Source organism: Amycolatopsis sp. NPDC003731 (assembly GCF_053586895.1).
Genome location: NZ_JBSFNC010000008.1, coordinates 46,636 through 71,296, shown reverse-complemented (window position 1 = coordinate 71,296; position 24,661 = coordinate 46,636). Strand labels below are relative to the sequence as shown.

Here is a 24,661-nt window from a genome sequence, read left to right as displayed (position 1 = left end):
AATCCGGCCGGTCAGGACCGTTCGCGGAACGTGTCCGCCACCCAGTCCGCGATGAAGGTGCTGACGTGGGGCAGGTGGTCGAGTCCGATGTGCTCGGTGGCGCCTTCCTCGGGGGTGAACACCCGCAGTTCCCGCCGGGGTGAGTTGACGGCCTGGTCGTAGGAGCGATGGGCATATTCGAGCGGGATCTGGCGGTCGTTCCGGCCGTGGGCGATCAGGAACGGGACGGTGATCTTCTCGACGACGCCGTCGAGGTGCACGTCGTCGGCGAAGGGGATGAACGTGTCGAGGTCGTCGAAGCCCCACACCCACAGCACGTGCTCCCAGTAGTGCGGGACCGGCCGTTCGCCTTCGCGTTCGAGGCGGCGGCGCTGGACCGCGCCCCAGTTGTGGTTGGCGCCCCAGGCGACGCAGAGCGCGAACCGCTTCTCGAACGCCGCCGCCCGGGGTGCGTAGTAGCCGCCGAGGGACCAGCCGGCGATCCCGATCCGGTCTTTGTCCACTTCGGACCGTGTTTCGAGCCAGTCCACGGCCGCGGCCGCCCAGGCTTCGGCGTCGATGCGGGCGGTGAGTCCCTGCAGGCGCAGGGCTTCCCCGGTGCCGGGCTGGTCGAGCATGAGGCACGAGATCCCGCGATCGGCCAGCTCCCGCCAGTGCGCGGAGCTGTACATGTGCTCCTTCGTCGAGTCCAGGCCGTTGACCAGGACGATCACCGGCGCCGGCCCGGCATCGGTGCCCGGGGCGAGGGAGAGGTAGGCCGGCAGGGTCGTGTCTTCGTACGGGATCGTCACCCGGGAGATCCGCCGGTCGCGCAGGTCGAAGGACTTCTGCGCGAGTTCGAGGACTCGCCGGTAGGTGGGCAGCCGGTTCGGATCGGAGTGGGCGAGCATGCGCTCGGCCTGGCAGAGGTAGTTGGTGGCGCGGAAGTACAGGTCGCCCGCGGTGCGGGTGTGCCCGGCTTTTTCGGCCTGCTCGGCTTGGGTGACGAGCTGGTCGGTGAGCGCGGTCCAGGCTCGCAGGAAGTCCGGCGTGCCGGCGTCCGAGCCCTGGGACGCGGCTTCGCGGATCGGCCGGCAGGCGCGGTCGACCTCGTCGATCAGGCCGCCGCTGTTGAGCGCGGCGACCACGCCGAGGTTCCACACGTAGTTGCCGGGGAAGTATTCGAACACGGGGGTTCCTCTCAGGTTCGGGCGGCTTCGCTGATCGACTTGACGCCGCCGTGCGCGGTCAGGCCGCCGTCGACGGGGATCTCGGCGCCGGAGATGTAAGAGGCCGCGTCACTGATCAGGAACGCGACGAGCGCGGCGACCTCCTCGGCGGTCCCGGTGCGGCCGAGCGGGGTTTCGGCGAGGTTCGCGGCCCGGAACCCGGTCGGCGCGGAAGCGGTCATCGGGGTTTCGACGTACCCGGGATGCACGGCGTTGACGCGGATGCCCCGGCTCCCCAGTTCGAGGCAGGCGGCCTTGACGAACCCGCGCAACGCCCACTTGCTCGCGGTGTAGGCCAGCGGGTAGTGCCCGGTCAGCGCCGCGGCCGAGCCGGTCACGACGATCGATCCGCCGGGCGGCATCAGCGGCGCCACCGCCTGCACGGCCCGCAGGACGCCCCCGACGTTGACGTCGTTGACGTGCGCCAGGTCGACGGGGTCCAGCTCGCCGAGCCGGGCCCGCCAGGTGACACCGGCCGCCGCGACGAGCCCGTCGACCCGCTCCAGGCCCGCGGCGAGCCCGGCCCAGCCGGCGTCGTCGGTGACGTCGAACCGGTGGTGCTCGACGCCGGGCAAGCCGGGGTCTTCGGCGCGGTCGACCCCGATCACCCTGGCTCCAGCCGCGGCCAGCAGCCGGGCGGTCGCCGCGCCGATGCCCTGTGCCGCCCCGGTGACGACCACGACCTGGCCGGTCACCGCGACCGCTTCCTCGGCCGGGGCCGGGCCGGGCGGGCCGGCGGCAGGTCGACGCCGGCCACGACGGTGTTGCGGATCGTCCCGATGCCTTCGACCGTCATCTCCACGACGTCACCCGCCCGCAGGGGCTCCTGCGGGCCACCGCGGCCCCACAGCTCCGCCAGGCAGCCGCCGTTGCCGCAGGTTCCCGAGCCCAGGACGTCGCCGGCCCGCAGCCGCGTGCCCCGGCCCGCGTAGGCGGCCAGTTCCTCGAACGGCCAGCCCATGTTGGACAAGAGGTCCTGGCCCACTTCGACGCCGTTGACCGCCACTCGCATGTCCAGCGCCAGGAAGCCGTCCGCGTCGCGGTACGGCTCGAGCTCGTCGGCCGTGACGAGCCAGGGGCCGAGTGTCGTGGCCGAGTCCTTGCCCTTGGCCGGGCCGAGGTTGACCTTCATCTCGCGGCGCTGGAGGTCGCGGGCGGACCAGTCGTTGAGGATCGTGTAGCCGCAGATCCCGTCGGGGCCCAGCACGGCGGCGACCTCCAGTTCGAAGTCGAACAGCCGCGACCCGGGCGGGATGGGCACGTCGTCGTGCGCGCCGACGAGCGCACCCGGGTTCGTGAAGTAGAACGTCGGCGCTTCGTACCACTCCGGCGGCACGGAACCCGGCGCGACCATGCCTTCGACGTGCTCCTCGAACGCCACGAAGTCCCGCACGGACGGCGGCTCCAGCGGTGGGAGGAGCCGCCGTCCCGCCAGCGGCACCGCGTCACCCGTGGCGCGGGCCTGCGCGCCGGCCTCGTGGAGCGCGCCGGAGCGGATCACGTCCAGCACAGTTGTCCCGGCCGGCAGGCGCAGTAGCCTGCCGCCTTCGACGACGCCGCAGCGGACGGCGCCGCCGGGTTCCTCGACGGTCGCGAACTTCATCGGATCCCTTTCACAGCGGCGGGGCGACGAACAGGCCCTTGTCGGGGTCGTTGAAGGACCGCTGGGCGACGAACTCGTTCATCGCGTTCGCCGTGCCCCACTGGTCGGACACCTCGGGGTCGCTGAAGTCGTAGAGGTGCGGGTGCCAGGTGTCCTCGTCGACCAGCTCCAGCTCGGTGGTGTATTCCACCGTGTTGCCGTGCGGGTCGAGGAAGTAGCTGAAGGTGTTGTTGCCGGCCAGGTGCCGGCCGGGCCCCCAGATCTTCTCGACGCCCGCGCGCAGGAGCCGTCCCGTGCCGCGCATGTACTCGTCCAGCCCGCGCATCTCGAACGACACGTGGTGCAGCGACGGGTGCGGGCAGCGGGCGATGGCCATGCTGTGGTGCCAGGAGTTCACCCGCAGGAACCACATCATCTCGCCCATGCGCGGGTGCATGAGGATGTCCGAGAGCCGGAACCCGAGGTGCTTCTCGTAGAACGCCCGGGTGGCCTCCGGGTTCGTCGAGTTGATCACGACGTGGGACAGGCGGACCGGGACCGACTCGCCGGCCTCGATCTTGCGGTGGTCCCGGACGGCGACGTCGGCGCTGATCTCGATGGTGCGGCCCTCGTTGTCGAAGAACCGGAACCCGTAGCCGCCGCCCGGGGTGTGCAGTGTCCGGGGCTCGTGGACCAGGGTCACGCCCGTGGTGGCCAGGCGGGTGGCGAGGGTGTCCACATCGGACGGTGTGGCGACGCCGAAGGCGATCAGGTCGATCCGCTTGTCGCCGGCCTGGCGCAGCCGCACCACGTACTGCTCGGGCGAGCCTTCCGCGGCGAGGAACGCGACGCCGGTGTCGGTGTGCTCGGTCTTCAGGCCCCAGGCGCCGGTGTAGAAGTCCTGCTGGCGGGCCAGGTCCGGCACGGCGAGGTCGACGTGCCGCAGATGGGTGATCATCTTTATCCTCCGGGGGTTCAGGCGGGCTGGGTGACGAGGGTGGCGATTCGAGCCATCAAGCCCGGGACGTCCCCTTGCTCGCGATCCAGCAGCCACTGTCCGAGCTGGACGGACGCCTCGACGACCGCTGCCGCGCGGGCGTGGCGGCGGGCGGTGAACGCGGTCCAGACGGTGTCGTCGAGGGTGTCCGCGGCGAGCAGCAGCTCGGTCAGCACGGCCGCGTCTTCGAGGGCCTGGGCGCCGCCCTGGGCGAGGGTCGGCGGGCAGGAGTGCGCGGCGTCGCCGATGAGCACCACACGACCGCGGTGCCACGGCGCCGGCAGAACGTGGGTCTCGAACCACGTGTAGTTCACCCGGGCCGGGTCGGTCAGCGTGGCCCGGATGTCATCCCACGGGCCGTGGTAGGCGGCCGCGAGCTCCCGCATGGTCGCGAGCCGCTCCGACGGCGACAGGCCGCTGCGGTCCTGGGCGTCTTCGACGACGTAGGCGTACAAGGTGTCCTCGCCGGTCGGGCAGTACCCGGCGATGTAGGACTCCCCGCTGTAGTAGAGGTCCGTCCGGGTGACCGACGCCGGCCGGGGGCCGAACGCGCGCCAGATGCCCATGCCGGTCGGCCGGGTCTCCAGCGCGATGCCCAGCAGCCGGCGGACCGTCGAGCGGATCCCGTCCGCGCCCACCACGAGGTCGTAGTTCGCGGTGGTGCCGTCGGAGAACGTGACGCCGCCGTCCCGGTCGAGTGCGGTGACCGTGCGGCCGAAGCGCACCTTCACCCCCGCGGCGACGGCGCGCTCGTGCAGGATCCGGGCCAAGTCCGGCCGCGACATCCCGACCGTGGCCGGGAGGTCCGGACCGCCGGTGCAGGCGTCGGGGAATTCCGCGAGCAGGGTACCGTCCGGAGCGCGCAGCCCGAGGCTGTCGAAGCCGTACCCCCGCTCCCGCACGGCCTCCCAGACGCCGAGCTTGCGCAGCTCGCGCAAGGCGTTGCCCTGCAAGGTGATGCCGGAGCCTACGGACGTTGCGTCCGGCATGATCTCGACGAGGTCGACGGCGACGCCGTGATCGGCGAGGTGGATCGCGGCGGCGGTGCCGGCGAGGCCACTGCCGACGACGAGGACGGTGTGCGCGGCGGGCATGGGACTCCTTCGTCCGGTCCGGCGGTTACTTGACGGCGACGGGCGCGACCGGCGCGCCGACCGCCCCGGTCACCGGCAGCGGGTCGGCGGTCAGCCAGAACTCGTACCGGCCGTCGGCGGCGCAGTCCGCGGCCAGGGCGTCGAGGTCCCACATCTCGCCGAGGAACAGCCCGATGTGCGGAATGGCGACCTGGTGCAGCGGCTGGAACGCGTCGTCGAACTCGTTGGGCCGGACCTCGAACCCCCACGTGTCGGTCGCGATCGCGGCGATTTCGGTGTCGTGGAGCCACGCCGCGGTGGTGAACGACAGCCCGGGCGCGGGCCCGCCCGCGTAGTCGCCCCAGCCTGCACGCCGCGCCCGGGCGAGCCGCCCGGTCCGCACCAGGAGCAGGTCGCCCCGGCCGACGCGCGCGGTTTCCCCGTGCGCGGCCATCGTTTCTTCGAGGTGCTCGACGGTGATCGCGAACCCGTCCGGCAGCTCGCCGTCCGTGCCCAGCGCGCGGCCGACGTCGAGCAGGACGCCGCGCCCGGCGATCCGGCCCGACACGGTCTCGATCCCGGTGACGCGGTCCCCTTCGCTGGTCACGACGTCCCCGGCCCGGCGGCCGTTCCACGCCACGCCGTGGTCGAAGATGTGCCCGAGCCCGTCCCACTGCGTCGACGCCTGCAGCGGCATGAACACCACGTCGTCGGCGCCGCCGATGCCGTGCGGAAAGCCCTGGGTGCCGCGCTCGGCCTCCAGGCCGGTGTCCAGCATGGTGTGCACCGGGTTGGTCCGGCGCCGCCAGCCCTTCTGCGGGCCATCCGCCTCGAACCGCTGCGACAGGGAGAAGCTCACGCCCCGCCGGACCAGGGCCGCACCTTCGCGGCGCTTGGCGTCGTCGAGGAAGTTCAGGGTGCCGAGGACATCGTCGGCGCCCCAACGGCCCCAGTTCGAACAGCGCTTCGCGGCGGCGGCGATCGCGGCTTCGGGATCGGTGCGGTCCATGCCGTTCACGGTGTGGCACGCCACCGCATCAGGGAAGACGAAATAGCTAATGCGGAGTATCGACCCGATGGATAACCTCAGGTCGTGAACCTCGCGAGCCTGGACCTGAATCTGCTGGTGACGCTCGACGCGTTGCTCGAACACCGCAGCGTGAGCCGGGCCGCCCAGCAGGTCGGGCTCAGCCAGCCCGCGGTCTCCGCGCAGCTGGCGAGGCTGCGCCGGCACTTCGGCGACGACCTGCTGGCCCGCCACGGCAACCAGTACCGCCTCACCCCGCTGGCCGTCCAGCTGCGCGGCCGCGTGCAAACGGCGGTGAACGGTGTCGAGCGCGTCTTCGCCGCCGAGCCGGACTTCGACCCGGCGACGACCGCCCGGGAGTTCTCCCTCGCCATGACCGACTACGGCGTCGCGGTCCTCGGCTCCCCGCTGGCCGCCGCCCTGGCCCAGGAGGCACCCGGCGCCCGCGTGCGGTTCGTCGCCAACACCCCGGCCGTCGTCGACAACGCCCGCCAAGTCCTCACCGGCATCGACCTGCTGGTCCTGCCACACGGCTTCCTCGAGGGCCTGCCGCACCAGGACCTCCACCGCGACGACTGGGTCTGCCTGGTCGACGCCGGGCACCCCGCGGTGGCGGGCGGGCTGACGGTGGAACAGCTGCGGACCATGCCGTGGGTGGTCACCTACCACAGCCCGACCGCGTCGACCCCGGTCGTGCGGCAGATGCGGATGCTCGGCATCGAACCGCACGTCCGGGTGGTCACGGAGAACTTCCTGACCGTCCCGGGCCTCGTCGCCGGGACCGGCCGCGTGGCGCTGCTGCAGCGGCGGCTCGCCGAGCGCATCCCGGCCGACGCGAACGTGCGAGCCGTGGCCTGTCCGTTCGAAGCCGGCCCGCTGGTCGAGGCGGCCTGGTGGCACCCGATGTACGAACACGACCCCGAACACCAGTACCTCCGCGAACTGCTGACGCGGATCGCCGCCAGCGTCACCGAGCATCCACCGGGCTGATACCGCGGTTCGCCAGAAGTGATTTCCGCTTCCCCGCCGCGGAATTCATGCTTTCGGCACCTTCCCTGAACCAACGACGGAACTCAGGTGCCGAAATGCCCGAAAGCCCAGCCGTGAACCGGTCACCAGCCGCCTCTGCCACCGGCCAAGGACCGACCGCCGGGGGAGTCCAGCTTCTCCTGCTGCTCGCGGGCAGCTGCCTGTCGGTTCTCGGCGCCGTCCTCATCGCACCCGTCCTGCCGCAGCTGTCCCGGGCGTTCGCAAGCACACCCGGCGCGGACGTCCTCGTCCCGATCGTGCTGACCGCACCGGCGTTGCTGATCGGGCTGACCGCGCCGTTCGCCGGCATCGTCGCCGACCGGATCGACCGGAAACGGTTGCTGCTGCTGGCCATGCTCGCCTACGCCGGGTTCGGGACAGCTCCGCTCTACCTGGACTCGCTCGGCGCGATCCTCGCCAGCCGGGTGCTCGTCGGGCTGTGCGAGGGCGCGATCATGACCTGCTGCACCACCCTCATCGGCGACTACTGGTCCGGCGCGCGCCGGGCGCGGTACCTGAGCCTGCAGACCCTGGTCGCCACCTTGTCGGCCACCGTGTTCCTGGCTCTCGGCGGGGTGCTCGGCGCGTCGGGCTGGCGCACGCCGTTCTGGCTGTACGCCGTCGCCGCCCCGCTGGCGATCCCCATGGCGCTCAAACTGTGGCAGCCGGCGCCGCACGGCGAGCCGAGCAGGCACCTGGCGAAGCTGCCCTGGCGGCAGCTGGCCGCGCCCTGCCTCGTCACCCTGTTCGGCGGCGTCGTGTTCTACGCGCTGATCGTCGAACTGTCCTTTGTGCTCACCGGCGTGGGCGTGGCCGCCACCGGAACCATCGGCGCGATCTCCGCGATCATGTCCCTGGCGACCGCCGCCGGCGCGATCACGTTCGGCCGCCTGTCCGGCAAGACGCCCCGGGCCCTGCTGCCCGTCGAGTTCGGCCTTTCGGCGGTGGGCCTCCTCATCGTGTTCGCCACCGCCTCGCCGGTCGTCATCACCGTCGGCTCGGTCTTCACCGGCTTCGGCACCGGCATGCTCCTGCCCACCCTGCTGAGCTGGGCGGTCAACCGGCTCACCTTCGACCGGCGAGGCCGCGGCACCGGCCTGTGGACCAGCACGTTGTTCCTCGGCGAGTTCGCCGCCCCGATCGCGCTCGCCGCGATCGGTACCGCCACCGGCGGGCTCCAAGGCGCCCTCGCCGTCCTCGGTATCGCGTCTGCCATCGCCGGCGTCCTGACCGCGTTCCTGCTGCGACGGAACAACCGGCCGCTCAACGTCACCGAAGCCTGACGAGCCGACCGATTCGGGCGGGACGATGGCCGGTCCGGCCGCGGAGCACGTGGTGATTGATCACGTCCGGTTTCTCCAGCGGCGATGCATCTTCCACCAAGCAGTCGCGGTCCTCCGCCGACCTGGCCGCGGGCCGGCAGCGGCCACCTCCTCGACGCGGATGAGCAGCGCGCCAGAAGCCGCAGGCCACCCGGCCGAGGTTCCAGACCGGGGCGGGGCGATTGCCGCGCGGATCACTGGAGTGGAGGAGATCCGGTTCGGGCTCGCCCGCCGGGCCGGCGAGGGCGACCCGGCCGCGGCGGCGCACGCCGGGGTGGGGAAGGTGCTCGCGACGCACTTGCTCGTCGAGGCCGTGGAACAGGCCGTCGCGCTCGCCAACAATCCCGGGTTGACGCGGGCCGACCCGCTGCAGCGGCACTACCGCGACGTGCCGTGCAGCCGCGTCCACACCTCCAAGACGACGCCGTGCCGACCGGATTGGGCCGGTCCATCCTCGCGTGACCTCGGGCTCCCGTGCAGGGCCGTGCGGCGGCCCGATCCGCCGTGACCGCGACCGGATGCGTCGAACGGATCCTCCGGCACGTCAGCGGGATTCGGCGGCCCGCACCGCCTCGGCGACCGCGAGCAGGGTGGCGACCGGGTCGTTGCCGAGCGGGTAGACGCCGACCTGGTCGGCGCCGGCTTCGCGGTGGGCCAGGAGGCTGGTCGCGACGGCGGCGGGGTCGCCGTGGGCGACGAGGGCGTCGATGAGGCGATCGCTGCCCGCGTCGGCGAGATCGTCGTCGCCGTACCCGAGCCGCCGGAGGTTGTTCGCGTAGTTGGCGACCCCCAGCGCGGTCCCGGGTGGCGCGGAGCGGGCGATCGCGCGCGCCCGCTCGGCGTCCGGCTCGATCAGCGCGAACTGCCCGGGCAGCAGCAGTTTGCCCGCGCCGATGAGGGAACGCGCCCGCCGGGTGTGCTCGGGCGTCGTCATGCAGGGGATGGTGCCGGCGGTGCGGTCGCGGGCCAGACGCAGCATCCTCGGCCCGAGCGCGGCCACCACCACCCGGTCGGCCGGGATGCCCGCCTGGTCGAGCCGGTCGAGATAGGACACCAGCGTGTCGTACGGTGAGGCCCATTCGGTGTGGACTTCGCGGTGCCCGATCCCGACGCCGAGCAGGAACCGGCCGGGGTGCCTGGCTTCGATCCGGTGGTAGGAGGCGGCGACGGTGTCCGCGTCCGCCGTCCAGACGTTCACCACGCTCGTTCCGACGGCCAGCCGGGTGGTCGCATCGAGCAGCTGCTCGGCGAGGGCGAGGTCGGCCGGCGGTGAGGCGTCCAGCCAGAGCGTGCCGTAGCCGGCCCGTTCGATTTCCGCCGCGCTTCCCGGAGTGACTTCGTGCTCGCGCAGGTGGGCGCCGAGCAGGCCGAGATCAAGGTTCATGTCCTGACTCCAGCACGACGGCCCGCGGCGAACCAGCACCGAAGCGGCCGTGCAGCGATAACCTGGCGGCATCGTCGCAGGGAGGGCCGGTGGAACTTCGGGCATTGCGCTACTTCGTCACGGTCGCCGACGAGCTGCACTTCGGCCGGGCCGCCGACCGGCTGCACATCGCCCAGCCCGCGGTCAGCAGGCAGATCGCCCAGCTCGAACGCGAGCTGGGGGTTCGGCTCTTCGACCGCTCACCGCGCCGGGTCCGGCTCACGGCGGCCGGCTTGCGGGTGCTCGGTGCGGCGCGCGAGGCGCTGGCCGCCGCCGACCGGGTCCGGGGCGCGGCGAGCCCGCAGGCGGGGGTGATGCGTATCGGCACCGGCACCGGCCAGTTCACCGCCCGCCTGGAACGCGGGATCGACGCGTTGCGCGAGCAGGCCCCGGCGTTCGACGTCGTGCTCGTCGACCTGCCGCTGCCCACGCGCTTGAACGCCCTCCGGCAGGGAGAGCTCGACCTGGCGCTCGCGCGGGGGGTGCGGGCGGCACCCGGCCTGCAGGTGCTGCCGACGTGGACCGAGTCGCTGTTCGCGATCGTGTCCGCGCGGCACGCCGCCGCAGGTCGCGCGGCCGTCGGCGTGGCGGAACTGGCCGACGGTCCCTTTCGGACGTCCCGGGAACACGACCCCTCCGTGATCGCCGCGCTTCAGGAGACCGGCACCCCGGTCCGGGCGGCCACGGTCGCCGGCACGATCGTCGAGGTCGGCTCCGACCCGCGCAGCTGGACGGTGCTGACGGCCGACCAGGTGGCGGAGCTCCGCTCGACCCGCGTGCGCGCGATCCCGCTCGAGCCCCGCACGACGATCACCGGCAGCGTCGTCGTCCCGGCCGAGCTGCCGTCCGGCTGCGCGTCGGCCCACCGGGCGGCTTTCGGTGACTGACGCCGGGCCCTGTCCGATCGCTCCCGTGGAGTGCCTGCGCTGGCCACTGACGAGGGACGTCAGCCACGAGCGTTCTCCTGTTCGACAGCGGCTCAGAGCAGGGCTACCGGGGCTGACCCTTCGAAGCGGTAGCCGACGCCGCGGATCGTGGTGATCGGATCCAGGTGGGGTTCCAGTTTGGCCCGGAGCTTGCGGACGTGGACGTCGACCGTCCGGTCGCCGCCGTGCGGCTGGGGCCAGAGCGCGGATTTCAACGCGGCGCGGGTGAAGACCCGGTCGGGGTGTGCGCGGAGGAACCGCAGGAGATCGAATTCCAGCCGGGTCAGGGTGAGCGGGCTCCCCAGCAGGACCGCGCGGCGGGACTCGGTCTCGATGCGCAGCAGCGGGTCCGAGACCAGGGTGAGGTGGGCGGCGCGCCGAGGACGGGCGGTGGTGACGTCGACGCTCGCCAGTCCGTCGAACGCGGTGGTCAGCCGGGTGGCGATGAGAGCGGCGTCTGCGGCTCGCCCGGTGAGGTCGATCCGGATGTCCAGGTGGACCACCTCGGAGTTCGCGCGGGGTGCGGGCTGGGTCGTCATGGGGGCGATTGTGGGCCGCGGCTGCCGCGGCGGGAAGGACGCCCGGCGGGTGGAACGACTTGACGGCCCACGGATCGCCGGCGGCACGATGACGGTGTTTGCCCGGAGCGGACGGAGCCGCGTGATGAGATTCCAGGTCCTGGACATCCTGCCCCACCTGACGAATCCGGTGACCGGTCGCCGGGTCCGCGTCGACGAGCGCTTCGCCCAGGCGGTGACGTCGGCGCGTTACGCGGAGGAGTTCGGGTTCGACGCGGTCGCGCTCGGCGAACGGCACGCGGGGCACTTCCTGAGCAGCGGCGTCACCGTGCTGCTGGGCGCCATCGCCGCGACGACGAGCCGGGTGCGGATCCAGACCGGGGTTTCGGTGCTGTCGATCCACGACCCGTTGCGGGTGGCCGAGGACTACGCGACGGTCGACCAATTGTCCCGCGGGCGGCTGGAGCTGGTGATCGGCAAGGGCAACGAGCTGCGTCAGCTGCCGATGTTCGGCATCGGGAACGGTGACCAGTGGGACGCGCTCGCCGAGAAGTACGAGCTGCTGCGCCGGCTCTGGCGCGAGGAGGACGTCACCTGGTCGGGGCGGTTCCGCGGCCCGCTGGACGCCGTGACCAGCCTGCCGCGGCCGTTCGCCGGCGCGCCGCGGGTGTGGCACGGGTCGGCGACCACGGTGACGTCGGCGGAACTGGCGGCGAAGTGGGGCGACCCGCTGTTCTCGGCCAACGCCCTCCAGCCGCGGGAGAGGTACACGGTGCTGATCGAGCACTACCGCAAGCACTACGCCGAGCACGGCCACGACCCGCGGTTCGCGTTCGTCGGTGCGGGTGCCGGTTTCCTCTACCTGGCGGACACCACGCAAGAAGCCCGGGGAGCCTTCGGCCCGACCTACGAGAAGATCGTCGAGTACTTCAACCAGCCGGGAAACCACACACCGGGGAACCCGATGGAGTTCCCGACCGTCGAAGACGCCATCGAGCGCGGGCCGGTCCTGGTCGGCAGTCCGCAGCAGATCGCCGAGAAGATCCTGTGGTGGCACGAAGCCTACGGACACGACCTGCAGTCGTTCAGCCTGCCCACCATGATCCCGCACGAGCAGCAGCTGGACATGCTCGAACGGTTCGCCTCGGAGGTCGTGCCGGTCGTCCGCGCGGCGGCGCCGACGGCACTGTGGACGGACGCCGACCCGTACGGTGGCCGCCCGGCGGTGCACGGGCGCACGGCCGTCGATGCAGCCGCGGACATCGAGCAAGCCACGCTGTGACCGGGATCTCCTGCCGGCGAGGAGGTACGCGGCCTGCCGGGGACTTGCCGTCCACATCGTGAGACGGTGAATCGATCACCGGTCAATCTCCTTAAGGTCCTGATCGTCACTCGATCGGCTGAACCTTGAAGGTGCTGTGGTCAACCCTCCGCCGACATCCACCGATGTCCCGGCCCTCGCGGCACGTTCCCTGCCCGCCGCGGTGTGGCGCGCCGTCCGCTCCGGCCGGTGGACCTCCGTCTGCGCGCTCCTGATCGTCGTCATCGTGCTGCTCGCCGCCGGGGCCGACCTCTTCGTCCTCCTCGAGGGCCAGAGCCTGACTCCGGACATCGCCACGCTCGGCCCGACCGGGCTGCCCGCCGGGGTGCTCGGCGGCGTGAGCGGTGCGCACTGGTTCGGCGTCGAGCCGCTGACCGGCGTCGACCTGTTCGCGCTCGTCGCCCACGGGGCGCGCACCTCGCTGCTGGTCGGCCTGGGGGCCACCGCCCTGGGCACGGCGCTCGGGGTCGTGATCGGGGTCAGCGCCGGCTACCTCGGCGGCTGGTGGGACCGCCTGGTGACCTGGACCGCCGACGTCATCCTCGGCTTCCCGTACCTGATCTTCATGATCGCGCTCGGCGCGGTCCTGCCGGTCGACTTCCCGCGCCAGGTCACGCTGATCGTCGTCCTCGGGCTGTTCGGGTGGCCGCGCGTGGCCCGGATCGTGCGGGCGCAGACGCTGACCCTGGCCAAGCGCGACTTCATCGCCGCGGCGAAAGTCGTCGGCGGTGGGCCGTGGCACGTGTTCACGAAGGAACTGCTGCCCAACCTGTGGGCGCCGATCATCGTCGTCGCCAGCCTGGCCATCCCGTCGATGATCGGCAGCGAAGCCGCGCTGTCCTTCCTCGGCGTCGGTGTCCTCCCGCCGACGCCCAGCTGGGGACGCACGATCAGCGCGGCGATCGACTTCTTCGAGACCGACCCGATGTACCTGGTCTTCCCGGGGCTCCTGCTGTTCGTGATCACGCTGGCGTTCAACGTCGTCGGCGACGCGATCCGCGACGGCCTCGATCCACGCTCCGGGAGTGCTGCCTGATGCGTACCGCGCGGTTCGTCGCCACCCGGTTCGCCGGGATGCTGCTGGTCCTGTTCGTCGTCGCGTTCGTGACGTTCGTCGTGTTCTACGTCCTGCCCGCCGACCCGGCCCGGATGGCCTGCGGCCGCCCGTGTTCGCCCGAAGGACTGCAGCTCGCGCGGGAGTTCATGGGCTACGACGTCCCCTGGTACGGGCAGTTCTTCGAGTTCCTCGGCGGGATCGTCGGCGGCCGCACGTTCGGCACCGGCGCCGCCGCGATCCACTGCCCGGCGCCGTGCTTCGGCTGGGACTTCCAGAACAACGTCGGCGTGCTCGCCGAAATCGGCGGCCGGATCGAGGTCAGCTTCTCCGTTGCGCTGGGCGCGGCGGCGATCTGGATCGTCCTCGGGGTCGGCCTCGGCGTGCTTTCCGCGCTGCGCCGCGGGACCGCCGTCGACCGGATCACGATGGCCGCCGCGATGGCCGGCGTGTCGATGCCCGCCTACCTGGCCGGGATGATCGGCATCACGACCTTCGCGTTCGCCCTCGACGTCGTCCCGAAGAACGGATACGTCCCGCTGACCGAGGATCCCGTGCAGTGGGCGTGGCACCTGGTGCTGCCGTGGTTCGTGCTCGCGTTCCTGCACGCGGCGATCTACGCGCGGCTCACCCGCGGCCAGATGCTGGAAACCCTCGGCGAGGACTACATCCGGACCGCGCGGGCCAAGGGCCTCACCGAACGCAAGGTCGTCGGCCGGCACGCGCTGCGCAACGTCCTGCTGCCGGTGGTCACCGTGTTCGGCGTCGACCTCGGCGCCCTGCTGGCCGGGACCGTGATCACCGAGCGGATCTTCGGCATGGCCGGTGTCGGGCGGCTGCTCGTCGACGCGATCGCGTCGCTGAACCTGCCCGTGCTGCTCGGGGTGACGCTGTTCTCGGCCCTGCTCGTCACGGTCCTGAACTTCCTGGTCGATCTCTGCTACGGCGCGCTCGATCCGCGTGCGCGCCTCGTCTGAAGGGGAAACGATGAAGAAGCTGCGGCTTGCCGCGGGGGTGCTGGCCGCCGTCACGCTGCTGACGGCGTGCGGCGCCAACGACACGCCGGCGGGGCAGGGCGGCACCGTCAAACCGGGTGGAAACCTCGTCCTGCTCAACGACGCACCCTCGATCACGTGGGACCCGGCGAAGAGCTCGAACCTGGTCGTCACCACGCTCGGGCTGATCCATCGGCGGCTGACGTCGTGGGACGTCGCACCGGGCAAGGACACCACGATCGTGCCCGACCTGGCCACCGACACCGGACGGCCCAGCGACGGCGGCCGGACGTGGACGTTCACCCTCAAGGACGGCCTGAAGTACGCCGACGGCACGCCGATCGAGAGCGAAGACGTCAAGTGGGGCCTCGAGCGCTCGTTCGCCCCGGCGTTCTCCGGCGGCCTGGCCTACCACAAGGACCTGCTCTCGCCGGGGCTGGCGTACAAGGGCCCGTTCGAGGGCAAGGACCTCGACACGATCCAGACGCCGGACGCGAAGACGATCGTTTTCCGCCTCGCCCGCCCGTACGGTGACTTCAACTGGGTCGCCAGCACCCCGGCGTTCTCGCCGGTGCCGAAGGGCAAGGGCGCCGAGGCGAACTACGGTGACCACCCGGTCGCGTCCGGCCCGTACCAGCTGGCGAGCTACGAGCGCGGCAAGTCGGCGAAGCTGACGCGCAACCCGAACTGGAGCCGCGACGAGGACAAGACGCGGCTGGCCAACCCGGACACCATCGACTTCGAGCTCGGCCAGGACACCGGGGTCATCTCGAAGCGGCTGGTCGACGACACGGGCAAGGACCGCGCCGCCTTCGGCATGTCCTTCGCCTCGCCCGCGCAGCTGGCCCAGATCCAGGGCAACGCCTCGGCGAAGTCGCGGCTCGTGACGTCGGAGTCCGGTGCACTGGCCTACCTTTCGCTGAACACCCAGCGCGGCAACCTGAAGGACCCGAAGGTGCGCCAGGCGTTCCAGTACGCCGTCGACAAGGCCGCCTACCAGGTGGCCAGCGCCGGCAGCGCCCAGCTGGCCGGGGACGTCGCCACCACGCTCATCACGCCGGGGCTGCAGGGCCGCGAGCAGTACGACCTGTACCCGGCGCCGCCGTCCGGGGACGTCGTCAAGGCCAAGCAGCTGCTGACCGAGGCCGGGTTCCCGAACGGGCTGGACGGCCTGGTGCTGGCCACCCACAACGAACGCGGCTTTCCGGAGAAGGCCGCGGCGATCCAGGCGTCCCTGGCGCGGGCGGGCATCAAGATCTCCATCAAGCCGCTCGACGAGGACACCTACACGTCCGAAGTGGACACCAAGGGCCTCTCGGACTACGACCTGACGCTGACCTCGTGGCAGCCGGACATCCCGTCGGCCAACGCGAACATCCAGCCGCTGTTCCAGTCGACCGAGATCGGCAACGGCGGGTACAACGAGTCCCGCTACAACAACCCCGAGGTCGACAAGCTGATCGCCGAGGCGCAGGCCACCGTCGACCCGACCGAGGCGGGCAAGAAGTGGGCGGCGCTGGACAAGAAGATCCTCGCCGACTCGCCCGTGGTGCCGCTGATCTACACCCGCAACTCGTTCCTGCACGGGTCGCAGGTCGGTGGCGTCGAGATCGGGCGCTTCCCGGCCTACGTCGACTACCGCAAGTTCGGGATCGTCCAGTGAGCGGAGCCGGGCTCCTGCGGCTGCACGACGTCGCGGTCTCGTTCGGGGACGTCGAAGCCGTCCGCGGGGTCGGCTACGAGGTCCGCGCGGGCGAAGTCGTCGCGGTGGTCGGGGAGTCCGGCTCCGGCAAGACGGTCACCGCGATGTCCCTGCTCGGCCTGCTCCCGCCCACGGCCCGCGTGACCGGCCGCGCGGAGCTGGCCGGGCGGGACCTCTACGCGATGACCCCGGCCGAGCTGCGCGGGGTCCGCGGCGGCGAGGTCGGCATGGTGTTCCAGGAGCCGATGAGCGCGCTGAACCCGGTGTTCACGATCGGGGACCAGCTCGTCGAGGCCATCCGGGCCCACCAGCCGCTCGCGGCTCCGGTCGCGCGGGAACGGGCGACCGAGCTGCTCGCCCTGGTCGGGCTGCCGGAGCCGCGCGAGCGGTTCCGGTCCTACCCGCACGAGCTGTCCGGTGGGCAGCTGCAGCGCGTGGTCATCGCGATGGCGGTGGCGAACGAGCCGAAGCTGCTGATCGCCGACGAGCCGACCACCGCACTGGACGTCACGGTGCAGGCGGAGATCCTCGAGCTGCTGCGGGACCTGCGCGCGCGGCTCGGGACGGCGATCCTGCTGATCACGCACGACATGGGGGTGGTCGCCGACCTCGCCGACCGGGTGGTCGTGATGCACGACGGCCGCGTGGTCGAGCAGGGGCCGGTCGAAGCGATCTTCTCGGCGCCGGCCGAGGACTACACCCGGCAGCTGCTCGGCTCGGTGGTCTCGCTCAGCACCGCGGCGACGACCGGGATCGAACGTGCCCTGGCCGCGGAGGTCGAAGTGTCACCGGGGCACGTCGCCGCGTCCGGGCACCCCGCGACGGCGTCGGTCCCGGACGTGCCCGCCGAGGCGCCGCTGCTGCGCGTGGAGAACCTGTCGGTGACCTACCGCGGCCGGTTCCGCACGATGGCCGTCCACGCGGCCTCGGTGGTGAGCCTGCACGTGGCACCGGGGGAGGTCCTGGGCCTGGTCGGGGAGTCCGGCTCGGGCAAGAGCACGGTGGCCCGGGCGGTCACCGGCCTGCTCGCGCCGACGGCGGGGACGGTGCACATCGGGGACGCGGACATCACCCGGGTCCGCGGCCGGGCGGCGAAGCGGCTGCGCCGCCGGATCGGCGTGGTGTTCCAGGACCCGCTGTCGTCGCTGAACCCGCGGACGACGGTGGGGGAGAGCGTCGCGACGCCGGTGCGCCTGCACCGGACCGTGCGCGGGTCCGAAGTGGACAGCAGGGTGGCGGAGCTGTTGTCCGCGGTGCAGCTGTCGCCGTCGCTGAGCTCCCGCTACCCCCACGAGCTCTCGGGCGGCCAGCGGCAGCGTGCCTGCATCGCGCGGGCCCTCGCGCTGCGCCCGGACCTGCTGGTGGCCGACGAACCGACCAGCGCGCTCGACGTGACCATCCAGGCCCGCATCCTCGACCTCCTGCGCGACCTCCGGCACGAGTTCGGCTTCGCGTGCCTGTTCATCAGCCACGACCTCGCGGTGATCGAGCAGCTCGCCGACCGGGTCGCGGTGATGCACCGCGGGCACGTGGTCGAGCAGGGGCCGGCCAAGGACGTCCTGACCGCGCCGGCGCACCCGTACACGCGGCGGTTGCTGTCGGCGGCACCGGTCGCCGACCCGGAAGCCCAGCGCCGCCGTCGCGAAGCCTGGCGGCAGCTGCGCTGAGGCCGCGCCGCCGGCGAATCGTCGGGGCCCGTCGTCCAGGATCTGGAATCCGCGGACGGCTCGTTGACCGGGCTCGGCGTGCTTCCTAAGGTTTGTGGGAGCAAGCGGAAAGCGCCCGCGCTTTTCTCCCCCTTTCCTTTTCCGGAACAGGTACCCCCATGCCCGAATCCGTCTGGGTCGCCCAGTCTGATCCGCGGGTCCGGCCGTTGCTCGCCGACCTGGCCCGCGAGTATTCCGCGCGCTACCACCGCGTGCTCAACGACGTCCACTTCGAACTCCGTGAGTACCCACCCGAGCGGTTCGCTCCGCCACACGGTGGACTGTTGCTGCTCCTGGCAGGCGAAGTCACCGTCGCAGGCGGGGCGTTTCAGCGCTACGACGAGGAAACCGCCGAACTCAAGCGGATCTGGACCCATCGCGCGCACCGTGGTCACGGCCTCGGCCGCCGCGTCGTCGCCGAACTGGAGGCCGAAGCCGGCCGCCGCGGGTACACCCGGATCTTCCTGACCACCGGTCCGAACCAGCCCGAGGCGCGTGGGCTCTACCTGGCCACCGGCTACACCCCGCACTTCGACGTCGACGCCGTCCCGGTGACGCGGTTGGCGTTCTCGAAAGCGCTTCCCACCGCGGTGGGGGCGAGATGACCAGCGATCTCGGAACGCGACCTGCCTCCGCCGCGGCGCCGGAAGAAACGCTCAAGATCGTTCCCGCACGCCATCCGCTGACCTGGATCGCCGCCGCCGTCGTGGCGGTTCTCGTCGCGATGGCCGGTCATGCGCTGATCACCAACAAGGCGTTCGACTGGCCGACGTTCACCCGGTTCGTCTTCCAGAAGTCGATCCTGGAAGCCGTCGCGCTGACCCTGGAACTGACGCTGTTCGGTGTCGTGGCCGGATTCCTCCTCGGGACCGTGCTGGCGTTGCTGCGCATCTCCCGCAATCCGCTGCTGCGGGCGGTCAGCTGGACCTACACGTGGATCTTCCGATCGGTCCCGCTCATCCTGCAGCTGCTGTTCTGGTACAACCTCGCCATCCTCTACAACGAGGTCTCGTTCGGCATCCCGTTCGGCCCCTCCTTCGTTTCGGTGGGGACGATGAGCCTGATCCCGCCGTTCCTCGCCGCCGGCCTCGGACTCGCGTTGCACCAAGGCGCCTATGCCGCGGAGATCGTGCGCGCCGGCTTCCTGTCGGTGGACGCGGGGCAGCGGGAGGCGGCCGCGGCCCTGGGTATCCCGGCCGGGCGGCAGTTCCGCCGGATCGTGCTGCCACAGGCGATGCGCACCATCGTGCCGACCGCGGCCAACGAGATCATCGGCCTGCTGAAGGCGACCTCGCAGGTCTATGTGATGGCTTTGCCGGAGCTGTTCTACCAGGTCCAGGTGATCTACACGCGGAGTGGCCGCGTGATCCCGCTGCTGCTCGTGGCCACCGCGTGGTACCTCGCGCTGACCACCGTCCTGTCGGTCGCGCAGTTCTCCGTCGAACGCCACTTCGGCCGCGGCACCCAGCGGGCGCTGCCGCCGACGCCGCTGCAGCGCCTGCGCGCGGCTTGGAGGCGGGCGTGAGCACGGAGTACATGGTGGACGTTCGGGGCGTTCACAAAAGCTTCGGCGACCTGACCGTCCTCGACGGGGTCGACCTCCAGGTGCGCCAAGGGGAGGTGACCGTCCTCTTGGGCCCGTCGGGGTCCGGCAAGTCCACGCTGCTGCGGTTGATCAACCACCTCGAACGCGCCGATCGCGGCTTCATCAGCGTCGGCGGCGAGCTGATGGGCTACCGCCGGTCCGGGAACCGGCTGCACGAGCTCAAGGAACGCGAGATCCTCAAGCAGCGCACGAAGATCGGGTTCGTGTTCCAGAATTTCAACCTGTTCGGGCACCTGACCGTGCTGGAGAACGTCGTCGAGGCGCCGGTTTCCGCGCAACGCCGTCCGCGCGCCGAAGCCGAGGCCGAGGCGCGCGAGCTGCTGGACCGGGTCGGGCTCGCGGACAAGGCGGACCAGTACCCCCGGCGGCTGTCGGGCGGACAGCAGCAGCGGGTCGCGATCGCGCGGGCGCTGGCCCTCGAACCGGACGTCCTGCTGTTCGACGAACCCACCTCGGCCCTCGACCCCGAGCTGGTCGGGGAGGTCCTCGCGGTCATCCGCGACCTGGCGCGGACCGGAACGACCATGGTCGTCGTGACCCACGAACTGGGCTTCGCGCGCGAAGTCGCCGACACCGTCGTGTTCCTCGACGAAGGCCGCGTGGTCGAACAGGGCCCGCCCGCCGACGTCCTCGACAACCCCCGCCACGCCCGCACCCGGGCCTTCGTCGACAAAGTCCTTTGAGGAGAGTCATGAAGTCGAGAACAATTTTGCTCGCTTCGGTGTTCGTGCTCGCCGCGTGCGGCAACCCCGAGGCAGTGACCGCGCCCGTCGCCGATCAGCCCGGCGGGGTCAACATCACCGCGAACCAGAACCGCGTCCGGGCGCAGAAGGCCGACGCGATCGCCGCGCTCGTTCCCGCCGACATCCGCAACCGCGGCACCCTGGTCGTCGGGACCACGGGTAACGGCACCCCGCCGCTGTCGTTCCGCGCGGACGACGACAAGACGGTCATCGGGGTCGAGCCCGACCTCGCGCAGCTGGTCGCCGACGTCCTCGGCCTCAAGCTCGACCTGCAGGCCTCGTCGTGGGAGAACCTGTTCCTGTCGGTGGAGAACCGGCAGTTCGACGCGGGGTTCTCGAACATCACGGTGACCGAGGAGCGCAAGGACAAGTACGACTTCGCGACCTACCGCAAGGACACCATCGCGTTCGAGGTGAAGAGCGAGAAGAACGTCTCGGTGAAGGAGCCGAAGGACATCGCCGGGCTCACCGTGGGCGTGAGCGCCGGGACGAACCAGGAGCAGATCCTGCTGCGCTGGGACCAGCAGAACAAGGCGGCCGGCTTGGCGCCGGTGAAGTTCCAGTACTACCAGGCGACCTCGGACTACTACCTGGCGCTGCAGTCCGGCCGCATCGACGCCTACGTCGGCCCGAACCCGACCTCGGCCTACCACGTCGCCGTCGACGGGAAGACCAAGATCGTCGGCACGGTCTCCGGCGGCGGCACGATCCCGGCGGACATCGCGGCGATGACCAAGAAGGACGACGGCCTGGTCAAGGCCCTGCAGCAGGCCCTGGACACGGTGATCAAGAACGGCCGGTACGCGGAGGTCCTCAAGCGCTGGAACCTCACTTCGGAGGCGCTGCCGGCCTCGGAGGTCAATCCGCAGGGCCTGCCCCGGAAGTGAACCGGCCTCCTCCTGCACCGCACCCGTGAGTGGGTTTCACACCTGCTCGCCCAGCTTGTACTCCGCCCCGCCGGTGAAGGAAAACCCGTCGGCGCCGATGGTGACGTCGGCTTCGCGCGGCTCGGCCCGTTCGACGACCGGCTGGACGCGCCCGTCGAGGTCGAGCACGAGCGATGCGTCGGTGTACCAGCTCGGCACCACCGGGTTGCCCCACCAGTCGCGGCGCTGGTTGTCGTGGACGTCCCAGGTGATCACCGGGTTGTCCGGGTCGCCGGTGTAGTAGTCGTGCGTGTAGATTTCGATGCGGTGCCCGTCCGGGTCGCGGACGTAGAGGTAGAACGCGTTCGACACGCCGTGGCGGCCCGGGCCGCGCTCGATCATGCCGGACTTCCGGAGCGCGCCGAGGTGGTCGCAGATGTGCAGGATCTGGTGCCGTTCGTGGGAGGCGAACGCGATGTGGTGCAGCCGTGGGCCGTCGCCGCCGGTCAGGGCCACGTCGTGGACCGTCGGCTTGCGGAACATCCAGGCCGCGTACACCGTGCCCTCGTCGTCCTGGATGTCCTCCGAGACGCGGAAACCCAGGCCCTCGTAGTACTTCCGGGCCGCCGGGACGTCCGGGGTGTCGAGGTTGAAGTGGTCCAGCCGCGACAGGGCGCCGGCGCCGTGGACGTCGTAGCGCTGGGTGAACCGCTCGACGTGCTCGGCGTCGTGGAAGAACTCGACCGGGAACCCGAGCGGGTCGAGCACGCGCACCGCCTCGCCGATGCCGCGGGTGGCGCCGGCCGGCCGCCGGGAGACCGGGCAGCCGAGCTCGCGGTAGTACGCCTCGGCCAGCTCGAGGTCGGCCGGGGTGCGCACCCGGTAGGCCAGCACGCCCAGCGCGGGTTCCGGGCCCTTGCGCAGCACCAGCGAGTGGTGCAGGTACTCCTCGAACGCCCTCAGGTACAACGCGGAGTCGTCTTCGTGGGTGACGACGAGCCCGAGCACGTCGACGTAGAACGCCCGCGAAGCGGCGAGGTCGGTGACGACGAGTTCGGCGTACGCGCAGCGGATGACGTCCGGCGGGGTGGTGGTCATGCGGTTTCCTTCCCGGCGCCGAACCGGGCCGTGTGCACCGGCCCGAGTGAGACGTGGATGGCCTGCTGATCGGTATAGAAGTCGAGGGAGCGGTAGCCGCCTTCGTGGCCGAGGCCGGACGCCTTGACCCCGCCGAACGGCGTCCGCAGGTCGCGGACGTTGTGCGAGTTCAGCCAGACCATCCCGGCTTCGACCGACTGCGCGAAGGTGTGCGCCCGCGCGAGATCGGACGTCCACAGGTACGCGGCCAGGCCGTACTTGACGTCGTTGGCGAGCGCGAGGGCTTCGGCCTCGGTGTCGAACGGCGTCAGGGCGACGACGGGGCCGAAGATCTCCTCCTGGAAGATCCGCGCGGTCGGGGGGACGTCGGCGAACACCGTTGGCGCCACATAGTTCCCGGTGTCCAAAGCGGACGGACGACCACCGCCGGCGAGCAGCCTGCCTTCGGTCTTGCCCAGCTCGACGTAGCTCATCACCTTGTCGTAGTGCTCGGGGTGCACCAGCGCGCCGACCTCGGTGGCCGGGTCGTGCGGATCGCCCACGACGATGTTCGCGGCCCGTTCCGCGTACCGCGCGCAGAACTCATCGTAGATCGGCCGCTCGACCAGGATCCGGCTGCCCGCGGTGCAGCGTTCGCCGTTCAGCGAGAACACGCCGAAGAGGGTCGAGTCGAGGGCGGCGTCGAGGTCGGCGTCGGCGAAGACGATCGCCGGGGACTTGCCGCCCAGCTCCATCGACATGCCCTTGAGGTGCGCCGCGCAGTTGCGGTAGATCGTCTGCCCGGTCGTGGTCTCGCCGGTGAACGAGATCAGCGGCACGTCCGGGTGCTTGACCAGCGCGTCACCCGCTTCCTCGCCGAAGCCGTTGACGAGGTTGAACACCCCGTCCGGCAGCCCCGCCTCGGCGAAGATCCCCGCCCACAGGCTCGCCGAGAGCGGCGTGAACTCGGCCGGCTTGAGCACCACCGTGCAGCCCGAGGCCAGCGCCGGCGCGAGCTTCCAGCTCTCGAGCATGAACGGCGTGTTCCACGGCGTGATCAGCCCGGCGACGCCGACCGGCTTGCGGTGCACGTAGTTCACCTGCCGCCCGGGCACCTGGTAGGTGTCGTCGGCCTGGGCGACGACGAGGTCGGCGAAGAACCGGAAGTTCTCCGCCGCCCGCTGCGCCTGCCCGAGCGCCTGGGTGATCGGCAGGCCGGTGTCGAACGTCTCCAGCTCGGCGAGCCGCCGGTCCTGGGCTTCGACGGCGTCGGCGATCCTGTTCAGCACGCGCGCCCGCGCCCGCGGCAGCATCCGCGGCCACGGCCCACCGGTGAACGCCTCCCGGGCCGCCGCGACCGCGCGGTCGACGTCCTCGGCCTGGCCCGCCGCGGCGGTCACGTACGGGGTGTTCGACACCGGGTCGAGGACGTCGAACGTCTTGCCCGAGACGCTGTCGACGAGCCGGCCGCCGATGTAGTGCTTGAGCTCGCCCGGCAGTCCGTCCGGGACGTGGTGGGTCATGCCTTTCCTTCCACAGAGAAGCCGTCGACCGGGCTGAGGTACTGCGCGCCTTCGGCCATCAGGTCCTTGATCCGGGCGAGGCCGGATTCGGTGGGCGGGATCAGCGGCGGCCGGACGTGCCCGGAGGCGATCAGCCCGCGCTGTTCGAGCACCCACTTCCCGGGCGCCGGATTGGTTTCCACGAACAGCAGGTCGACCAGCGGGTGCAGGCCGTAGTGGAGTTCGCGGGCGCGCTCGTGGTCACCGGCCTGCCAGGCCGTGTACATCTCGGCGCACGCGGCCGGGGCGATGTTGGCCGTCGCGCTGACGAACCCGGCGCCGCCGAGGGCCAGCAGCGGCAGGCAGAGCAGCTCGATCCCGGACCACACGACCAGGTCCCGGCCGCACAGGTGCAGCACGCGCGAGAAGTGCTCGAAGTCCTTCGTCGTCTCCTTGATCCCGGCGAAGTTGTCGCACGAGCGGAAGAGCCGCGCGACGGTCTCCGGTGCGAGGTCGACCGCGGTCCGGCTCGGCACGTTGTAGGCGATGATCGGCAGGTCCGGGAACTCGCGGCAGACCGTGCGGTACCAGACGAACAGGGCGTCCTGTGTCGGCCGCGCGTAGTAGGGCGTGATGACCAGGGCGGCGTCGATCCCGGCGTCGCGCGCGGCCGCGGTGAGTTCCAGGGTTTCGTCGAGCTTCGCCGAACCGGTCCCGGGGACGAAGGGGACGCGGTCGCCGACCTCGGCGGCCACCGTCCGGATCGCCTCGGCGCGCTCGGCCACCGTCTGGGAGCCGGGCTCGCCGGTGGAACCGCCGATCGAGATGCCGTGCGTGCCCGAGGCGAGCTGCCAGCGCACGAGGTTCTTCAGGCCGTCGTGGTCGACGGCCCCGTCGGCGGTGAACGGCGTCATCAAGGGCGCGATCGACCCGCGGATGGCCCGGGGGTCGGAGCGGAATCGCATGGGTTTCCCTTCGTGCGTC

Annotated in this window: 24 protein-coding genes; 13 read left to right on the top strand and 11 right to left on the bottom strand. The window is 71.4% G+C overall.

From position 1 onward, the window contains the following. Positions 1-11 precede the first annotated feature (11 nt). The 6 genes from ACWDN5_RS05525 to ACWDN5_RS05500 are packed head-to-tail and all read right to left on the bottom strand — an operon-like array spanning position 12 to position 5,869. On the bottom strand, positions 12-1,169 hold the full coding sequence (locus ACWDN5_RS05525; RefSeq protein WP_449674734.1) for an alpha/beta hydrolase family protein: 1,158 nt from the start codon (positions 1,167-1,169) through the stop codon (positions 12-14). A gap of 11 nt (positions 1,170-1,180) precedes the next feature. Further along, complete coding sequence (locus ACWDN5_RS05520) at positions 1,181-1,903, bottom strand: SDR family NAD(P)-dependent oxidoreductase (RefSeq protein ID WP_449674732.1); 723 nt, start codon at positions 1,901-1,903, stop codon at positions 1,181-1,183. Further along, positions 1,900-2,811, bottom strand: coding sequence for a fumarylacetoacetate hydrolase family protein (locus ACWDN5_RS05515; protein ID WP_449674730.1), 912 nt, complete (start codon positions 2,809-2,811; stop codon positions 1,900-1,902). The genes ACWDN5_RS05520 and ACWDN5_RS05515 overlap by 4 nt, the downstream gene beginning before the upstream one ends. A gap of 10 nt (positions 2,812-2,821) precedes the next feature. Next, positions 2,822-3,748 (bottom strand): VOC family protein, encoded by a 927-nt coding sequence (locus ACWDN5_RS05510; RefSeq protein WP_449674729.1) that lies wholly within the window; start codon positions 3,746-3,748, stop codon positions 2,822-2,824. A gap of 17 nt (positions 3,749-3,765) precedes the next feature. Then, positions 3,766-4,881, bottom strand: a complete 1,116-nt coding sequence (locus tag ACWDN5_RS05505) for an FAD-dependent oxidoreductase (RefSeq protein ID WP_449674727.1) — start codon at positions 4,879-4,881, stop codon at positions 3,766-3,768. Between the two features lie 25 nt (positions 4,882-4,906). Next, on the bottom strand, positions 4,907-5,869 hold the full coding sequence (locus ACWDN5_RS05500) for a cyclase family protein (RefSeq protein WP_449674725.1): 963 nt from the start codon (positions 5,867-5,869) through the stop codon (positions 4,907-4,909). Between the two features lie 84 nt (positions 5,870-5,953). Here ACWDN5_RS05500 and ACWDN5_RS05495 point away from each other — a divergent pair, with 84 nt between their 5' ends. From ACWDN5_RS05495 to ACWDN5_RS05485, 3 genes are all read left to right on the top strand, one after another. Further along, positions 5,954-6,877 (top strand): LysR family transcriptional regulator, encoded by a 924-nt coding sequence (locus tag ACWDN5_RS05495; RefSeq protein ID WP_449674723.1) that lies wholly within the window; start codon positions 5,954-5,956, stop codon positions 6,875-6,877. A 95-nt stretch (positions 6,878-6,972) separates the two neighbouring features. Next, complete coding sequence (locus ACWDN5_RS05490; RefSeq protein WP_449674721.1) at positions 6,973-8,199, top strand: MFS transporter; 1,227 nt, start codon at positions 6,973-6,975, stop codon at positions 8,197-8,199. Positions 8,200-8,224: 25 nt separating this feature from the next. Further along, a complete protein-coding gene (locus ACWDN5_RS05485) occupies positions 8,225-8,746 on the top strand; it encodes an acyl-CoA dehydrogenase family protein (protein WP_449674719.1) in 522 nt (173 codons plus the stop codon). A 36-nt stretch (positions 8,747-8,782) separates the two neighbouring features. Here the strand turns inward: ACWDN5_RS05485 and ACWDN5_RS05480 are convergent, their stop codons facing one another. Continuing rightward, positions 8,783-9,622, bottom strand: a complete 840-nt coding sequence (locus tag ACWDN5_RS05480; RefSeq protein WP_449674717.1) for a TIGR03620 family F420-dependent LLM class oxidoreductase — start codon at positions 9,620-9,622, stop codon at positions 8,783-8,785. Between the two features lie 89 nt (positions 9,623-9,711). On the opposite strand from ACWDN5_RS05480, the gene ACWDN5_RS05475 reads away from it, so the two are divergent. Next, entirely contained in the window at positions 9,712-10,548 is an 837-nt protein-coding gene (locus ACWDN5_RS05475; protein ID WP_449674715.1) for a LysR family transcriptional regulator, read from the top strand. A gap of 92 nt (positions 10,549-10,640) precedes the next feature. Here ACWDN5_RS05475 and ACWDN5_RS05470 read toward each other — a convergent pair whose 3' ends face one another. Further along, a complete protein-coding gene (locus tag ACWDN5_RS05470) occupies positions 10,641-11,126 on the bottom strand; it encodes a winged helix-turn-helix domain-containing protein (protein WP_449674713.1) in 486 nt (161 codons plus the stop codon). 124 nt (positions 11,127-11,250) lie between these two features. Here ACWDN5_RS05470 and ACWDN5_RS05465 point away from each other — a divergent pair, with 124 nt between their 5' ends. From ACWDN5_RS05465 to ACWDN5_RS05425, 9 genes are all read left to right on the top strand, one after another. After that, complete coding sequence (locus tag ACWDN5_RS05465) at positions 11,251-12,387, top strand: LLM class flavin-dependent oxidoreductase (protein ID WP_449674712.1); 1,137 nt, start codon at positions 11,251-11,253, stop codon at positions 12,385-12,387. A 136-nt stretch (positions 12,388-12,523) separates the two neighbouring features. Beyond that, a complete protein-coding gene (locus ACWDN5_RS05460) occupies positions 12,524-13,462 on the top strand; it encodes an ABC transporter permease (RefSeq protein WP_449674710.1) in 939 nt (312 codons plus the stop codon). Next, complete coding sequence (locus tag ACWDN5_RS05455) at positions 13,462-14,457, top strand: ABC transporter permease (protein ID WP_449674708.1); 996 nt, start codon at positions 13,462-13,464, stop codon at positions 14,455-14,457. The genes ACWDN5_RS05460 and ACWDN5_RS05455 overlap by 1 nt, the downstream gene beginning before the upstream one ends. A gap of 10 nt (positions 14,458-14,467) precedes the next feature. Further along, positions 14,468-16,138, top strand: a complete 1,671-nt coding sequence (locus ACWDN5_RS05450) for an ABC transporter substrate-binding protein (RefSeq protein WP_449674706.1) — start codon at positions 14,468-14,470, stop codon at positions 16,136-16,138. After that, positions 16,135-17,844: an ABC transporter ATP-binding protein gene (locus tag ACWDN5_RS05445; RefSeq protein WP_449674704.1), complete on the top strand. Its 1,710-nt coding sequence runs from the start codon at positions 16,135-16,137 to the stop codon at positions 17,842-17,844. The genes ACWDN5_RS05450 and ACWDN5_RS05445 overlap by 4 nt, the downstream gene beginning before the upstream one ends. A 158-nt stretch (positions 17,845-18,002) precedes the next feature. After that, on the top strand, positions 18,003-18,488 hold the full coding sequence (locus ACWDN5_RS05440; RefSeq protein ID WP_310971801.1) for a GNAT family N-acetyltransferase: 486 nt from the start codon (positions 18,003-18,005) through the stop codon (positions 18,486-18,488). After that, positions 18,485-19,408, top strand: coding sequence for an amino acid ABC transporter permease (locus ACWDN5_RS05435; protein WP_449674702.1), 924 nt, complete (start codon positions 18,485-18,487; stop codon positions 19,406-19,408). Before ACWDN5_RS05440 ends, ACWDN5_RS05435 begins: the two co-directional genes overlap by 4 nt. An 11-nt stretch (positions 19,409-19,419) precedes the next feature. Beyond that, a complete protein-coding gene (locus ACWDN5_RS05430) occupies positions 19,420-20,172 on the top strand; it encodes an amino acid ABC transporter ATP-binding protein (protein ID WP_449674816.1) in 753 nt (250 codons plus the stop codon). An 8-nt stretch (positions 20,173-20,180) separates the two neighbouring features. After that, the gene (locus tag ACWDN5_RS05425) at positions 20,181-21,119 is read left to right on the top strand and encodes an ABC transporter substrate-binding protein (RefSeq protein WP_449674700.1); all 939 of its coding nucleotides are present in this window, start codon (positions 20,181-20,183) and stop codon (positions 21,117-21,119) included. A gap of 36 nt (positions 21,120-21,155) precedes the next feature. Here the strand turns inward: ACWDN5_RS05425 and hpaD are convergent, their stop codons facing one another. Genes hpaD through dapA form a run of 3 tightly spaced genes read right to left on the bottom strand, consistent with a single transcriptional unit; the run spans position 21,156 to position 24,642 of the window. Beyond that, positions 21,156-22,196: a 3,4-dihydroxyphenylacetate 2,3-dioxygenase gene (gene hpaD, locus ACWDN5_RS05420; RefSeq protein ID WP_449674698.1), complete on the bottom strand. Its 1,041-nt coding sequence runs from the start codon at positions 22,194-22,196 to the stop codon at positions 21,156-21,158. Beyond that, a complete protein-coding gene (gene hpaE, locus ACWDN5_RS05415; protein WP_449674696.1) occupies positions 22,193-23,698 on the bottom strand; it encodes a 5-carboxymethyl-2-hydroxymuconate semialdehyde dehydrogenase in 1,506 nt (501 codons plus the stop codon). The genes hpaD and hpaE overlap by 4 nt, the downstream gene beginning before the upstream one ends. Continuing rightward, positions 23,695-24,642 (bottom strand): 4-hydroxy-tetrahydrodipicolinate synthase, encoded by a 948-nt coding sequence (gene dapA / locus ACWDN5_RS05410; RefSeq protein WP_449674694.1) that lies wholly within the window; start codon positions 24,640-24,642, stop codon positions 23,695-23,697. Before dapA ends, hpaE begins: the two co-directional genes overlap by 4 nt. Positions 24,643-24,661 lie beyond the last annotated feature (19 nt).

Coding starts and splice junctions, on each gene's coding strand:
- ACWDN5_RS05430 (WP_449674816.1), top strand. CDS start 19,420: ATGGTGGACGTTCGGGGCGTTCACAAAAGCTTCGGCGACCTGACCGTC.
- ACWDN5_RS05490 (WP_449674721.1), top strand. CDS start 6,973: ATGCCCGAAAGCCCAGCCGTGAACCGGTCACCAGCCGCCTCTGCCACC.
- ACWDN5_RS05465 (WP_449674712.1), top strand. CDS start 11,251: ATGAGATTCCAGGTCCTGGACATCCTGCCCCACCTGACGAATCCGGTG.
- ACWDN5_RS05450 (WP_449674706.1), top strand. CDS start 14,468: ATGAAGAAGCTGCGGCTTGCCGCGGGGGTGCTGGCCGCCGTCACGCTG.
- ACWDN5_RS05515 (WP_449674730.1), bottom strand. CDS start 2,811: ATGAAGTTCGCGACCGTCGAGGAACCCGGCGGCGCCGTCCGCTGCGGC.
- ACWDN5_RS05510 (WP_449674729.1), bottom strand. CDS start 3,748: ATGATCACCCATCTGCGGCACGTCGACCTCGCCGTGCCGGACCTGGCC.
- ACWDN5_RS05485 (WP_449674719.1), top strand. CDS start 8,225: ATGGCCGGTCCGGCCGCGGAGCACGTGGTGATTGATCACGTCCGGTTT.
- ACWDN5_RS05435 (WP_449674702.1), top strand. CDS start 18,485: ATGACCAGCGATCTCGGAACGCGACCTGCCTCCGCCGCGGCGCCGGAA.
- ACWDN5_RS05480 (WP_449674717.1), bottom strand. CDS start 9,622: ATGAACCTTGATCTCGGCCTGCTCGGCGCCCACCTGCGCGAGCACGAA.
- hpaE (WP_449674696.1), bottom strand. CDS start 23,698: ATGACCCACCACGTCCCGGACGGACTGCCGGGCGAGCTCAAGCACTAC.
- ACWDN5_RS05500 (WP_449674725.1), bottom strand. CDS start 5,869: ATGGACCGCACCGATCCCGAAGCCGCGATCGCCGCCGCCGCGAAGCGC.
- ACWDN5_RS05470 (WP_449674713.1), bottom strand. CDS start 11,126: ATGACGACCCAGCCCGCACCCCGCGCGAACTCCGAGGTGGTCCACCTG.
- ACWDN5_RS05425 (WP_449674700.1), top strand. CDS start 20,181: ATGAAGTCGAGAACAATTTTGCTCGCTTCGGTGTTCGTGCTCGCCGCG.
- ACWDN5_RS05505 (WP_449674727.1), bottom strand. CDS start 4,881: ATGCCCGCCGCGCACACCGTCCTCGTCGTCGGCAGTGGCCTCGCCGGC.
- ACWDN5_RS05455 (WP_449674708.1), top strand. CDS start 13,462: ATGCGTACCGCGCGGTTCGTCGCCACCCGGTTCGCCGGGATGCTGCTG.
- ACWDN5_RS05440 (WP_310971801.1), top strand. CDS start 18,003: ATGCCCGAATCCGTCTGGGTCGCCCAGTCTGATCCGCGGGTCCGGCCG.
- dapA (WP_449674694.1), bottom strand. CDS start 24,642: ATGCGATTCCGCTCCGACCCCCGGGCCATCCGCGGGTCGATCGCGCCC.
- hpaD (WP_449674698.1), bottom strand. CDS start 22,196: ATGACCACCACCCCGCCGGACGTCATCCGCTGCGCGTACGCCGAACTC.